We start from the raw sequence: 13,600 nt of genomic DNA, 5'->3' as shown, positions 1-13,600 counted from the left end.
TTTCTCCTGCTGTACCAAACGAAATCGACGGCGTTCTTCAAGAAGCGAACAATGCCACGTTAAGTGCAACTCCCCCTCCTCTCTGGCCGCAAAACCCGGGGATGAGCCGGGGGGCGGAGACCGAAAAATAACGCTAACCCGATGTAAAAAAAGGTAAACAGGCACAAATCCTGCACGTTACCCCTTAGGCTAACGCGTTTTAAGTTTACAGGATATTTTTTGCGCATTTTTTAAGGAGCGGTAATGCAACAACAGATAACGCGCTGGCTGGAACAGTTTGGTTTGGAATTCGGCGGAGTGATGTCGCTGTTGATGGTATTGGGGTTGATTGTCCTGATCTCGGTCGCGATCCACCTGGTGCTGCACCGGGTGGTGCTGGCCGCCCTTCAGCGCCGTGGCCAGCAATCGCAGCGCGTCTGGCAACAGGCCATCACCCAATACAAACTGTTCCAGCGCGTGGCGCTGCTGCTGCAAGGGGTGATCATCAGCATCCAGGCGACGCTGTGGCTGCAGAGCGGCAGCCAGACCCAGGCGGTGATCGTCACCGCCGCGCAGGTGTGGATCCTCGCCTTCACCCTGCTGTCGCTGTTCTCGCTGCTGGATACGCTGCTGGCGCTGCTGCGCCAAAGCCCGATCTCCAATCAGCTGCCGCTGCGCGGCATTTTCCAGGGCCTGAAACTGGTGGCGGCGATCCTGATCGGCATCATGATCGTTTCGTTGCTGATGGGCAAATCGCCGCTGCTGCTGCTCAGCGGCCTGGGTGCCATGACCGCGGTCTTGATGTTGGTGTTCAAGGATCCGATCCTCGGGCTGGTGGCCGGCATTCAGCTCTCCGCCAACGATATGCTGAAGATCGGCGACTGGCTGGAAATGCCGAAATACGGCGCTGACGGTGCGGTCACCGACATCGGCCTGACCACGGTCAAAGTGCGTAACTGGGACAACACCGTCACCACCATTCCCACCTACGCGCTGATCTCCGACTCGTTCAAAAACTGGCGGTCGATGTCGGAATCCGGCGGGCGTCGCATCAAACGCAGCCTGAATATCGACACCGGCAGCGTGCACTTCCTGTCGGAAGAGGAACAGCGCCGCCTGCAGCGCAACCCGCTGCTGCACAGCTACCTGAACGTCAAGACCCAGGAGCTGAGCCAGCATAACCAGGAGATCGCCGTCGATCTGGCCTCGCCGCTCAACGGCCGCCGCCTGACCAACCTCGGCACGCTGCGCGCCTATCTGGAAGCCTATCTGCGCGCTCACCCGCGCATTCACCAGAACATGACGCTGATGGTGCGCCAGCTGGCGCCGACGCCGGAAGGCCTGCCGCTGGAAATCTACGCCTTCACCAACACCACGGTCTGGGCGGAGTATGAAAGCATTCAGGCGGATATATTCGACCATATTCTGGCGGTGATCGACGAGTTCGGCCTGCGCGTGCATCAAACGCCAACCGGCAATGACCTGCGCGGCATGCTGCTACAAAACGCGAACGCTTCCTGACGTCGGCTGACGTAACTGTGTCTGCTGGTAATGATGTTCTTTCAATTGCCAGCAGATATCTCCATCCCCTTCTTTTCCCCGGCGAAAACGGCGTTAATGCGCCATCACCTTCACCACCGAGAGGGAAAGCCCTTGCTGAAACGGTTACGTCATCGGCTGTTTACCCTGATGGCCACCCTGCTGTTTATCGGCTGCCTGCACAGCGCTTCGCTGGACGAAAGCCGCATGCCCCGCAATCTGCAACCTTCGCTGAGCGCCCTCAGCAGCAATATGCAGGACATTCGCGAAGTGCTGGCGCGCTGCGCCGGCGAGGAAGAGGAAGAACGCCTTAACGGCGGCGACATGCGTATCGAAGCGCGCGCCGCCGGGGAGGATGAAGTTGAAGACAAACGCCTGGCATAATAGGTTAAAAAAAGCCCCATTTTGTTGCGCCATACGCAACACCTGGCTATGATGCGTATAGCGCAACACTCATGGAGCCGTCAGGATGATAAGAAGCTTCAAGCATAAGGGACTCAAAAAGTTTTTCGAAACCGGTTCAACGGCGGGTATCGACGCCAAGCAGGCGAAGAAAATCGCGCTGCGGCTGAGCGTGCTGGATCTGGCGAAAGTGATTGATGACGTAGATCTACCCGGCTTCTTCTTGCACCCGCTAACGGGCGCTCGCAGCGGACAATGGTCCGTCACCGTAACCGGCAACTGGCGTATCACGTTTGAACTGGTCGAGGGTGATGTTTATATCGTGAATTATGAGGACTATCACTAATGAACCGCATGCATAACCCCCCTCATCCTGGCGAGTTGATCAAAGAAACCATGGAAACGCTGAATCTCAGCGCGCGCGCGCTGGCTAAAGCGCTGGACGTTGCGCCCTCCACGGTTCAACGCCTGATCAGCGGAAAGTCCGATATCTCGCCGGAAATGGCCATCCGCCTGTCCATCGTGATAGGCAGTTCCGAACAGGTTTGGATGGGCATGCAGGATGCTTACGATCTGTGGCAGGCCAGGCAGTCCATCGACGTTTCGAAACTGCGCAAGCTGGACTTCGCTTGACGCCAGCCCCTAAAAAAACACCGGCCTTAGCCGGTGTTTTTCCATTTAGTCTTGCTGCGTCGCCAGCGGCGCGCGTTTTTTCTGATGGTTGACCTTGAACCAGTATCCCGCCAGCAGCAATACCACCCAGACCAGGCCGGCGTACAGCGAGACGCGCGTGGTCGGGAAGTAGCCGATCAGGCCGATGATGAACACCAGGAACACGATCGCCACCACCGAGGTGAACACCCCACCGCGCAGCGGGAACGCCAGCTGCTTCACCTGCTCTTTGCTCAGGCTGCGGCGGAAGGCGATTTGGGAGAACAGGATCATGATCCACACCCACACGGTGGCGAAGGTCGCCAGGGACGCGATCACCAGGAACACGCTCTCCGGCATGATGTAGTTGAGGTATACCGCCAGCAGCAGCGCCAGCATCATCACCACCACCGTCACCCAGGGAATGCCGCGTTTCGACACCTTGCTGAACATCTTCGGCGCGTGGCCCTGCTCGGCCATGCCGTGCAGCATGCGACCGACGCCGAACACGTCGCTGTTGATCGCCGACAGCGAAGCGGTGATCACCACGAAGTTGAGAATGCCCGCCGCCACGGTGATGCCCATATGCTGGAAGGTCAGCACGAACGGGCTGCCGTTGGTGCCCACCTGGTTCCACGGGTAGATAGACATAATGACGAACAGCGTGCCGACGTAAAACACCAGAATGCGCCACGGCACCGAGTTGATGGCTTTAGGAATCGATTTTTTCGGATCTTTGGCTTCGCCGGCGGTGATGCCGATGATTTCAATGCCGCCGTAAGCGAACATCACCAGCTGCAGCGACAGGATCATGCCGATAAAGCCGTTGCTGAAGAAACCGCCGTTCGACCACAGGTTATGAATGCCGGTCGGTTGCCCGCCGTTGCCGATGCCCCAGATGATGATGCCGATGCCGGCCGCGATCATGATGATGATGGTGGCGACCTTGAAGAACGAGAACCAGAACTCCAGCTCGCCGAATACCTTGACGCTCATCAGGTTGATGGCGCCGATGATCAGCACCACGCTCAGCACCCAGATCCAGTGCGGCACTTCCGGGAACCAGACCCCCATATAGATGCCGAAGGCGGTCACGTCGGCGATGGCGACGATCAGGATTTCAAAGCAGTAGGTCCAGCCGGTGATGTAACCCGCCATCGGGCCGAGGTAGTCCTGCGCGTAGCGGGAAAACGAGCTGGCCTGCGGGTTGTTGACCGACATCTCCCCCAGTGCGCGCATGATGATAAAGGCCACGATGCCGCCGATCAGGTAAGCCAGCAGCACGCTCGGGCCGGCCATTTTGATGGCGTCCGCCGAGCCGTAGAACAACCCGGTGCCGATGGCCGATCCCAGCGCCATAAAGCGGATATGACGCGTACTGAGGCCGCGTTTCAGCTTATTGTCGGGGGCCGTGGTGGGTGACTGTTGTTGCATGAAGATGACCCATAGTTTTAAACGTAAAAAAGCCACGGACATGTCCGTGGCCCTGGATTAAGCCGGGGGATTATCAGTGCGCGGTCACTTGGGAACGCGTGCACACCCGATCATAAATCGCGACCAGCACCAGCATCAGCAGCGAAGGCGGCAACCATGCCAACCCCTGCTCCGCCAGCGGCAGGTGAGTGGTCCAGGCCGGCAGCAGTTGCTGGAAACTGGAGGCTTTCACCGCGTCAAGGATACCAAACAACAGGCTGACAAGCATCACCGGCGCGATGATGCGTGGCGCGCTGTGCCACCAACGCAGGGTGAAGCTCAGCACCACCAGCACGATGCACGGCGGATAAATCGCGGTCAGCACCGGAATGGAGATCTGGATCAGGTGGCTCAGGCCGAGGTTGGACACCACCATCGAGAACAGACCCAGGATAAATACCAGCGTCTTGTACGAGAACGGCAGGTATTGCGCGAAGAACTCGGCGCAGGCGCAGGTCAGGCCGACTGCGGTCACCATGCAGGCGATGAAGATCAGCGCCGCCAGGAAGAAGCTGCCCAGGCCGCCGAAGGTGTTCTGAACGTAAGCGTGCAGGATCACCGCGCCGTTGGTGGCGTCAGGCACCAGCGCGCCGCTGCCGGAGCCCAGCTTGAACAGGCTCAGGTAAACCAGCGTCAGGCCCACGCCGGCAATCAAACCGGCCAGAATGGTGTAACGGGTCAACAGACCGGCGTCTTTCACGCCGCGCGAGCGCGCCGCGTTGACGATAACGATGCCGAATACCAGCGCACCCAGCGTATCCATGGTCAGATAGCCGTTAACGAAGCCGGAGGAGAAAGGCACGCTCTGGTAAGCCGCCGTCGCCGGGATCGGCGCGCCGGCAGGCCACAGCAGCGCGGCGATGCCCAATACGGCCAGCGCCACAATCTTCAGCGGTGCCAACACGTGGCCGACGGTGTCGAGCAGACGGCCCGGATACAGGGAGATGCCGATCACCAGCGCGAAGTACACCAGGCTGTAGATGAACAGCGGCATGGCGCCGTCGCCGGTCAGCGGGGCGATACCCACTTCAAACGACACGGTGGCGGTACGTGGCGTGGCGAACAGCGGGCCGACGGCCAGGTAGCAGACGGTCGCCAGCAGCAGGCCGGCGCCACGGCCGATCGGTGAGCTGAGGGCGTCGATGCCGCCGCCGACGCGCGCCAGCGCGATGACGGTGATGACCGGCAGACCGACGGCGGTGATCAGGAAGCCCAGCGCCGCGGTCCAGACGTGTTCACCGGACTGCAAGCCGACCATCGGCGGGAAGATGATGTTCCCGGCCCCGACGAATAAGGCAAAGGTCATAAAGCCCAGTGCCAGGATATCTTTTGACGTTAAACGATGACTCATACGATGTCGTGTTGCCTGTTCAAATGAAAAATAGTGTCCGATAGCGTGGTGGCGTGACGCCCCACCCGGTTGCCGGCATGCCCGATCGTTGCAGCGCCAAATAAGCACCCTAAACGCAATAGATCCGGCGTTTATGTCCCTATTCGAAAGTGGCCGCTCATGAAGATGGGCAAAATTTTAGGAGTTATAAAAATGGAGGTTTAATCCGACAACGAAGGCTAAGGTAAACGTTTATAGCGCTTCAAGGCAAGGCGCACGGCGAAAAGCAGAGCTATCGACCATATAAACTTTTGCCACCAGTCGATCATATTGGCTATCAATAAATATACACTACATGATTTGTATCATTTTTGAACAACAGATTCACGAAACGTGAAGCATATATCACTTTACCGCGCGAAAACGCCAATAAATGCCCGGTTTTCGCGTGGCATAAGCTCCGTTTGGCCGTGAAAAAAGGCGAAAATTACGCCGCTTTTTGCCGCTTATTGCACCGTAGCCGACGCGAGCGGCTGCAAGCCGAGCGCCTGGCGGGTCTTCTGCAGGGCGGCCGGCGGCAGCGGCAGATAGCCGTCGTGATTGACCAGGCTCTGCCCTGCGGTCGACAGCACGCGGTCGAGGAACGCGGCGGTCAGCGGCTCGAGCGGTTGATTGGGGGCTTTGTTGATATAGATATAGAGATAGCGCGACAGCGGGTAGCGATCGTTGCGCACGTTGGCGGCGGTAGGTGCGACATAGTCCTCTCCCGACTCCGCCAACGGCAGCAGCCGCACGCCGCTGGCGCGAAAGCCGATGCTGGCATAGCCGATGCCGTTGAGCGAACCGGCCACCGCCTGCACCACCGAGGCCGAGCCGGGCAGCTCATTGACGCGCGGCATAAAATCGCCGCCGCACAGCGCGCGCAGTTTGAAATAGCCGTAGGTGCCCGAAGCCGAGTTGCGGCCGAAGCGCTGCAGCGAGCGCGTCGCCCAATCGCCGCTGAGCCCCAGCTCGCCCCAGCGCGTCAGCGGTTTGCTCTCACCGCAGCGCCGGGTGGCGGAGAAAATGCGATCGAGCTGCTGCAGATTGAGGCCGCGCAGCGGGTTGTCCTGATGCACCAACACCACCAGCGCATCCACCGCCACCGGCACCGCCAGCGGCGCATAGCCGTAACGGTGTTCGAACGCCGAAACCTCAGCCGCCTTCATCGGCCGGCTCATCGGGCCCAGCTGCGCGGCGCCCGCCGCCAACGCGGTCGGCGCGGTCGACGAGCCGGCGGCCTGGATCTGCAGGTTAACGTTGGGGTAATGCCGGCTGAAATCCTGCGCCCACAACGCCATCAGATTCGCCAGGGTGTCGGAGCCGACGCTGGACAGGTTGCCCGCCAACATGCCATCGGGCTGCGCCAGCGCGCCGCGTCCGGCCAGCAGCGCCAGGCAAAGCAACAGCCCTCGGGTTATTCGGGTCATACCGGTGTCTCGCGTTAATTTTTCACCGCATTCTCTGATAAAGCGGCGGGAACAATCAACCGGTTGGGTAAGGTAAAGATAAAGCGCGTGCCGATCCCCGGCTCGCTGAGGATCTCCAGCCGCGCGTCGTGATGGCTGAGCGCGTGTTTGACGATCGCCAGCCCCAGCCCGCTGCCGCCGGTTTGGCGCGAACGGGCCTTGTCGACGCGGTAAAAACGCTCGGTCAGGCGCGGAAGGTGTTCGGCGGCGATGCCCGGCCCGTTGTCGCTGACCTGGAACTGCGCGCCGTGCGCCGTCTGCTGCCAGCTCACTTCGATATGGGTGCCCTTCGGCGTGTGGTTGACCGCGTTGTACACCAGGTTAGACACCGCGCTGCGCAACTGGTCTTCATTACCGAACACGTTGAGCTGTTCGTTCACCCGGAAGGTGATCTCGTGATTGCCACCGCTCAGCGACTGCGCCTCGCGCTGCAACACCCGCAGCATCAGCGGGATATCCACCCGTTCGTTCATGTCGACATTGGGCGCCGCCTCAATGCGCGACAGCGTCAGCAGCTGCTTGACCAACCCGTCCATCCGACGGGTCTGCTCTTGCATGGTGCTGAGTGCCTTGCTGCGCAGCGAGCCGTCCTGCTCTTCATCGCCCATCATCTCCAGGTAGCCCTGCAGCACCGTCAGCGGCGTGCGCAGCTCATGGCTGACGTTGGCGAAGAAGTTGCGCCGCGCGCCCTCCAGCTGGCGCATCTGGGTGACGTCGCGCGCCACCATCAGCAGCTGCCCTTCGGAGTAAGGCATTACGCGGAATTCGACGTAGTGTTCGTTGTTCAGCTGCAGCGTCAGCGGGCGCGAGAACTCCTGCTGTTGCAGGTAGTGGCTGAATTCCGGATAGCGCAGCAGGTTGAGGATGTGCTGGCCGTTGTCTTCCGGCCAGCGGAAGCCGAGCAGATGCTGCGCCAGCCCATTACACCAGAAGATATTGCCTTCGACGGTGGTCATCACCACCGCATCAGGCAGCGATTCGGCCCCGCTGCGAAAGCGCTTGATCAGCAGCGCCAGCTCGCGCCGGCGGCGGCGATTGCGCTGCTGCATCTGATACAGGCCATAGAACAGCGGCTCCCAGCTCCAGCGGCCGGGCGGCGGCGTCATGCTGCGGTCGATCCACAGCCAATGGGAGAGTTTGAGCTGGTTGTAGAAATTCCACACCAGCGCAGCCAGCGCGGAGGCCAGCAGGAACCAGGGCAGATAACCGAAAATCAGCCCCAGCAGTAAGGCGGGCAGACAAAAAAGAGCCAGCTCCAGAGCCAGCCTCTTCCACGACAGACGTTCTAACACGGCATATTCTCCAGCGCGGCGCGATCAGTAGCGCGTTGAGAACCGGTAGCCGGTGCCCCGAACGGTTTGAACCATTTTATCATGCCCACTGGTTTCTAACGCCTTGCGGAGCCGACGGATATGCACGTCAACGGTACGGTCTTCCACATAAACGTTAGTGCCCCAGACGTGATTAAGCAACTGCTCACGGCTATAAACCCGCTCCGGGTGGGTCATAAAGAAGTGCAGCAGCTTGAACTCGGTCGGCCCCATGTCCAGCGCCTGATCGTTAGCCATCACGCGGTGGGAGGACGGATCCAGGCTCAGCCCTTGCATTTCAATCACTTCTTCCACCGCCATCGGTGAAATGCGGCGCATGACCGCCTTGATGCGCGCCACCAGCTCCTTGGGCGAGAACGGCTTGGTGATATAATCATCCGCCCCCACTTCCAGGCCGCGCACGCGGTCTTCCTCTTCGCCGCGCGCGGTCAGCATCATGACCGGAATATCGCGGGTCAGCGCTTCGCGCTTCATATGTTTGATAAACTGAATGCCGGAACCGCCGGGCAACATCCAGTCGAGCAACACCAAATCAGGGAACGGCTCAGACAGGCGCGTCACGGCGCTGTCATAATCCTCGGCTTCCAACGGTTGGTAACCATTCTGTTCCAACACAAAGCACACCATCTCACGGATCGGCGCTTCGTCTTCCACCACCAGTATGCGTCTTGCCATCGTCAATCCTGCCAATGTGTTAGCGACTTTGCGGGCGCCATTATGCGTCAGTTTTGTGACACTTTTATGAAAAAAAGCGGCTGTTATAGGCAGTAAGCATAGCGATTATTTCCCGGTGCAAAGAAAAATCATTCCGTAGTCGTCGCCATTGCGCCGGGACAGGCGCCGCCGCGGCCTTTATAATCATCGCCATTACCTTTGCATCCGGGAGTGTCATGCGCCTGATCCACACCTCTGACTGGCATCTTGGCCAGTACTTTTTCACCAAAAGCCGCGCCGCCGAGCACCAGGCTTTTCTGAACTGGCTGATCGAACAGATCGAGCAGCAGCAGGTGGATGCGCTGATCGTCGCCGGGGACCTGTTCGATACCGGCTCGCCGCCCAGCTACGCCCGCGAGCTGTACAACCGCTTCGTGGTGGAACTGCAGCGCACCGGCTGCCAACTGGTGGTGTTGGGCGGCAACCACGACTCGGTAGCGACGCTGAACGAATCGCGGGAACTGCTCTCTTGCCTGAACACCACGGTGATCGCGAGTGCGCAGGGCTCCCTTGAGCAGCAGATCGTGGTGCTTAACCGGCGCGACGGCCAGCCGGGCGCCGTGCTGTGCGCCATTCCTTTTCTGCGGCCGCGCGATCTGCTCACCAGCCGCGCCGGCGAATCCGGCGCGCAGAAACAGCAGGCGCTGCAGGAAGCCATTGCCGAACATTACCAAGCGCTGTATCTGGCGGCCTGCGAACGCCGCGAGCAGCTGGGCCTGCCGCTGCCGATCGTCGCCACCGGCCACCTGACCACCGTCGGCGTCACCACCTCCGACTCGGTGCGCGACATCTATATCGGCACCCTGGACGCCTTCCCGGCGCAGGCCTTCCCCCCTGCCGATTACATCGCGCTGGGCCACATTCACCGCGCGCAGAACGTCGCCAAGTCGGAACATATTCGCTATAGCGGCTCACCGATTCCGCTCAGCTTCGATGAACTGGGCAAAGCCAAAAGCGTCTTCCTGGTGGATTTCGCCGACGGTGCCCTGCAGCAGGTAGAAGCGTTAACGATCCCGCAGTTCCAGCCCATGCAGCTGATCAAAGGCGATCTGGCCGAGATCGAACGGCAGCTGCAGCAATTTGCCGACTATGCCGGCGAGCTGCCGGTGTGGCTGGATATCGAAGTGGCGACGCAGGACTACCTCAGCGATATCCAGCGCCGTATCCAGCTGATGGCGGATGAGCTGCCGGTGGAAGTGGTGCTGCTGCGGCGCAGCAAAGAACAACGCCGCCAGGCGATCGCGCAGCAGGACAAGGAAACGCTGAACGAGCTGAGCGTCAACGAGGTGTTCGAACGGCGCCTGGCGCAGGAGGCCGACATGCCCGAAGCGCGCCAACGGCGGATGCATCAACTGTTCCGCCAGGTGGTCGATGCGGTGCAGCACAATCCTGAGGAGACCCACCCATGAAGATCCTCAGCCTGCGGTTAAAAAACCTCAACTCGCTGCAGGGCGAGTGGAAAATTGACTTCACCGCCGAGCCGTTCGCCAGCAACGGCCTGTTCGCCATTACCGGCCCGACCGGCGCGGGCAAAACCACCCTGCTGGACGCCATCTGCCTGGCGCTGTACCACCAGACGCCGCGTCTCAACGTCACGCCGAGCCAGAATGAACTGATGACCCGCCACACCGCCGAATCGCTGGCGGAGGTCGAATTCGAGGTCAAGGGCGTCGGCTATCGCGCCTTCTGGAGCCAGCGCCGCGCCAAAAACGCGCCGGACGGCAATCTGCAGGCGCCGAAGGTCGAACTGGCGCGCCGCGAAGACGGCAAGATCCTGGCAGATAAAGTGCGCGATAAGCTGGAGATCACCGCCGCCATCACCGGGCTGGACTTCGGCCGCTTCACCAAATCGATGATGCTGTCTCAGGGGCAGTTCGCCGCGTTCCTCAACGCCGACGCCAACGATCGCGCCGAGCTGTTGGAAGAGCTGACCGGCACCGAAATCTACGGGCGGCTGTCCGAACAGGTGTTCGAATCCCACAAGCAGGCCAAAACCGACCTGGATGCGTTGCACCAGCGCGCCAGCGGCATCGAGCTGCTGAGCGATGAACAGCGCCACTCCCTGACTGAACGGCTGACGGCGCTGAGCGCGCAGGAAAGCGCTCTCGGCAAGCAAACCCAGCAACAGCAACAGGCGCTGAGCTGGCTGCAGCAATGGCAGCGCCTCCAGCAACAGCAAAACGAGGGGCAACGGCGGCTGGAAACCGCCCAGCGCGAGCAGGCCGAGGCCGCCCCGCAGCTGCAGCGGCTGGCGCTGAGCGAACCGGCCGAGAAATTGCGGCCGCTGCGCGGCGAACGCGATCGCTGCCGCGCCGAGCTGCAGACGATACAACAGCAGGCAGCCCAGCTGACGCAGCAACAGGAGCAACACTCGGCGCAGCTGGCGCCGCTGCAGCAGGCGGTGGAAAAGGCCCGTCTGGCGCAGCAAGCCCATGCCGAGCATATGCGGCAGCAGCAACAGCTGATCGATGACCAGGTCGCCCCGCTCGACCATCAGATCGCCCAACTGCAGTCGACGCAGGCCGAGCGGCGACAGGCCGGCGATGCCGCCACGCAGCAGTGCGCCCAGCAGCAGACTGCACTGGAGCAGCTCACCGCCCAGCGCAGCCAGCTGACGGCGCAGGCCGCACAGCATCAGCAGCAGCTGAACGCGCTGACCGAAGCGCTGGCCGCTCAACGGCAACGGCAGCAGGCGCTGGAGGCGCAAACCCCGCTGGCCCCGCTGCGCCAGCGCCTGAGCGCCCTGGCGGATCTGCGCCCGACGCGCCAGCAGTTATTCACGCTCGCTTCCCTTTACCGTCAGACTCGCGAGCGTCTGGCCCGGCAACAGGCAGAGCACGCCGAGCGGCAAACGCAGCTCGCCGGGCTGCAACACCAGCTGGAGAACGCGCGTCAGCAATTCAAACAGCACAAGGCGCAGCTGCAAGAAGTGGAGCGGATCCACGAGCTGGAAAAACGCATCGTCAGCCTGGAAGCGGAGCGCGCCCTGTTGCAAAGCGGCGCACCCTGCCCGCTGTGCGGCTCCACCAGCCATCCGGCGGTGGAGCAATATCAGGCGGTGCAGCCTTCGGCGACGGAACAACGCTTGGTTGAGATGCGCACCCTCGCCGAGAAACTGCAAACCCAGGGCACCGAGCTGCGCACCCGCTGTGAAGGCCTGCAAGAGCAGCAGCAACGCCAGCAGCAGGCTATCGCGCAGGATGAGCAGCAGCTGGCTGCCCAACAGCAGCAATGGCAGCAGCTCAGCGCGCCGCTGGCATTCGACTTTACCCTGGCGGAGGGCGAGCAACTCAGCGCCTGGCTGAGCGGCTGCGACGACGAAGAGCGGCGCGGGCAGCACGCGCTGCAGCAGCATGAACAGGCGGCGCAGGCGGTACAACAGGCAAAAGACGCGCTCGCCGCTCTGCAAACGCAGCAGCAGCAGGCGCAGCAACAGCTGGCGCTGCTCGAAGAGCGCTTTACGCTGCTGCAGAAAACCCACGCCGACAGCCTGCAACAGCAGCAAGACCTGCTTCAACGCTGGCAGGAAGGCGAGAAGACCCTCGCCGAGCGGCGCGCGCAGCGGCTGGCGCTGTTCGGCGAACAGCGAGTCGCCGAGGTGCGGGAACAGCTGCGCGCCAAACAAACCGCCTGTGAACAGGCCAGCTTGCAGGCCGCCGAGCAGTGGCAAAAGGCGCAGGAACTGCGCGAGCGCCTGGCCGGCCAGCAGGCCGGGTTGCAACAACAGCACACCCAAATGCAGGAACGGCTGCAGCAGGCGGAGCAGCAATGGCAGCAGGCGCTGGCCGACAGCGAATTCGCCGATGAAACTGCCTTCGTCGCCGCGCTCCTGGACGACGCCCTGCGCCGCGAATTGCAGCAGCGCAAAGAGCAGCTGCAGCAGCGGCAGGTAGAGGCTGCGGCCCTGCTGGCTCAGGCAACGCAAACGCTGGAGCAGCATCGGCAGAACCGCCCGGAAGGGGTGGATGAAGCCAACGCGGATCTCGACGTACTCACCCAATCGTTGGCCGAGCTGGCACAGCAGTTGAAGGCGCTGCAGCTGAGCCAGGGCGAGCTGCGCAACCAGCTGGAAAGCGACGCCGCCCGCCGTCTCAATCAACAGGCGCTGTTCGAGCAAATCGCCCGCAGCCAGCAAGACTACGACGACTGGAGCTACCTCAACCAGCTGATCGGCTCGAAAGAAGGCGACAAGTTCCGCCGCTTCGCGCAGGGGCTGACGCTCGATCATCTGGTTTATCTGGCCAACCTTCAGCTCGGCCGGCTGCACGGGCGCTACCTGCTGCAGCGCAAAACCAGCGACGCGCTGGAGCTGCAGGTGGTGGACACCTGGCAGGCCGACGCGCTGCGCGATACCCGTACCCTGTCCGGCGGCGAGAGCTTCCTGGTCAGCCTGGCGCTGGCGCTGGCGTTGTCCGATCTGGTCAGCCACAAAACCAGCATCGACTCGCTGTTCCTCGACGAAGGCTTCGGCACGCTGGACGCCGAAACCCTCGATACCGCGCTGGACGCGCTGGACAGCCTGAATGCTTCCGGTAAAACCATTGGCGTGATCAGCCACGTCGAGGCGATGAAAGAGCGCATTCCGGTGCAGATCAAAGTGAAAAAGGTCAACGGGCTCGGCGTCAGCCGGCTGGAGGCGCACTTTAGGCTGGAATGATCCCGCCGTGCGCGGT

General features: G+C 61.5%; 11 protein-coding genes. 6 read left to right on the top strand and 5 right to left on the bottom strand.

The features are described from left to right. Window positions 1-243: 243 nt before the first annotated feature. From AC4PR2_RS04270 to AC4PR2_RS04255, 4 genes are all read left to right on the top strand, one after another. Window positions 244-1,500, top strand: a complete 1,257-nt coding sequence (locus AC4PR2_RS04270; RefSeq protein WP_049270771.1) for a mechanosensitive ion channel family protein — start codon at window positions 244-246, stop codon at window positions 1,498-1,500. Window positions 1,501-1,632: 132 nt separating this feature from the next. Then, complete coding sequence (locus tag AC4PR2_RS04265) at window positions 1,633-1,902, top strand: hypothetical protein (RefSeq protein ID WP_049199847.1); 270 nt, start codon at window positions 1,633-1,635, stop codon at window positions 1,900-1,902. Window positions 1,903-1,987: 85 nt separating this feature from the next. Beyond that, a complete protein-coding gene (locus AC4PR2_RS04260) occupies window positions 1,988-2,266 on the top strand; it encodes a type II toxin-antitoxin system RelE/ParE family toxin (protein WP_019454217.1) in 279 nt (92 codons plus the stop codon). Continuing rightward, window positions 2,266-2,553 (top strand): HigA family addiction module antitoxin, encoded by a 288-nt coding sequence (locus tag AC4PR2_RS04255; RefSeq protein WP_025160069.1) that lies wholly within the window; start codon window positions 2,266-2,268, stop codon window positions 2,551-2,553. Before AC4PR2_RS04260 ends, AC4PR2_RS04255 begins: the two co-directional genes overlap by 1 nt. A 45-nt stretch (window positions 2,554-2,598) precedes the next feature. On the opposite strand, the gene proY is transcribed toward AC4PR2_RS04255, so the two are convergent. The 5 genes from proY to phoB all read right to left on the bottom strand — a co-directional run bounded on the left by proY (window position 2,599) and on the right by phoB (window position 8,888). Next, window positions 2,599-4,005, bottom strand: coding sequence for a proline-specific permease ProY (gene proY, locus AC4PR2_RS04250; protein ID WP_019454218.1), 1,407 nt, complete (start codon window positions 4,003-4,005; stop codon window positions 2,599-2,601). Between the two features lie 73 nt (window positions 4,006-4,078). Continuing rightward, window positions 4,079-5,395, bottom strand: a complete 1,317-nt coding sequence (gene brnQ, locus AC4PR2_RS04245; RefSeq protein WP_038873241.1) for a branched-chain amino acid transport system II carrier protein — start codon at window positions 5,393-5,395, stop codon at window positions 4,079-4,081. Between the two features lie 485 nt (window positions 5,396-5,880). Beyond that, window positions 5,881-6,843, bottom strand: coding sequence for a PstS family phosphate ABC transporter substrate-binding protein (locus tag AC4PR2_RS04240; RefSeq protein ID WP_049199839.1), 963 nt, complete (start codon window positions 6,841-6,843; stop codon window positions 5,881-5,883). A gap of 14 nt (window positions 6,844-6,857) precedes the next feature. Then, window positions 6,858-8,174: a phosphate regulon sensor histidine kinase PhoR gene (phoR, locus tag AC4PR2_RS04235; protein WP_004940434.1), complete on the bottom strand. Its 1,317-nt coding sequence runs from the start codon at window positions 8,172-8,174 to the stop codon at window positions 6,858-6,860. A 24-nt stretch (window positions 8,175-8,198) separates the two neighbouring features. Then, window positions 8,199-8,888, bottom strand: a complete 690-nt coding sequence (phoB, locus tag AC4PR2_RS04230; protein WP_004940438.1) for a phosphate response regulator transcription factor PhoB — start codon at window positions 8,886-8,888, stop codon at window positions 8,199-8,201. 215 nt (window positions 8,889-9,103) lie between these two features. Here phoB and sbcD point away from each other — a divergent pair, with 215 nt between their 5' ends. Continuing rightward, complete coding sequence (sbcD, locus tag AC4PR2_RS04225) at window positions 9,104-10,336, top strand: exonuclease subunit SbcD (protein ID WP_147839384.1); 1,233 nt, start codon at window positions 9,104-9,106, stop codon at window positions 10,334-10,336. Next, window positions 10,333-13,584, top strand: coding sequence for an exonuclease subunit SbcC (sbcC, locus tag AC4PR2_RS04220; RefSeq protein ID WP_330113321.1), 3,252 nt, complete (start codon window positions 10,333-10,335; stop codon window positions 13,582-13,584). The genes sbcD and sbcC overlap by 4 nt, the downstream gene beginning before the upstream one ends. The last annotated feature ends 16 nt before the right edge of the window (window positions 13,585-13,600 follow it).

The sequence above is a fragment of the Serratia sp. A07 genome, assembly GCF_058725505.1.
This window is presented reverse-complemented; position numbering and strand designations above follow the sequence as displayed.

Bases quoted from the DNA above. Each gene is read 5' to 3' on its own strand.
- AC4PR2_RS04270 (WP_049270771.1), top strand. From the start codon at position 244: ATGCAACAACAGATAACGCGCTGGCTGGAACAGTTTGGTTTGGAATTC.
- AC4PR2_RS04260 (WP_019454217.1), top strand. From the start codon at position 1,988: ATGATAAGAAGCTTCAAGCATAAGGGACTCAAAAAGTTTTTCGAAACC.
- AC4PR2_RS04255 (WP_025160069.1), top strand. From the start codon at position 2,266: ATGAACCGCATGCATAACCCCCCTCATCCTGGCGAGTTGATCAAAGAA.
- proY (WP_019454218.1), bottom strand. From the start codon at position 4,005: ATGCAACAACAGTCACCCACCACGGCCCCCGACAATAAGCTGAAACGC.
- brnQ (WP_038873241.1), bottom strand. From the start codon at position 5,395: ATGAGTCATCGTTTAACGTCAAAAGATATCCTGGCACTGGGCTTTATG.
- AC4PR2_RS04240 (WP_049199839.1), bottom strand. From the start codon at position 6,843: ATGACCCGAATAACCCGAGGGCTGTTGCTTTGCCTGGCGCTGCTGGCC.
- phoB (WP_004940438.1), bottom strand. From the start codon at position 8,888: ATGGCAAGACGCATACTGGTGGTGGAAGACGAAGCGCCGATCCGTGAG.
- sbcD (WP_147839384.1), top strand. From the start codon at position 9,104: ATGCGCCTGATCCACACCTCTGACTGGCATCTTGGCCAGTACTTTTTC.
- sbcC (WP_330113321.1), top strand. From the start codon at position 10,333: ATGAAGATCCTCAGCCTGCGGTTAAAAAACCTCAACTCGCTGCAGGGC.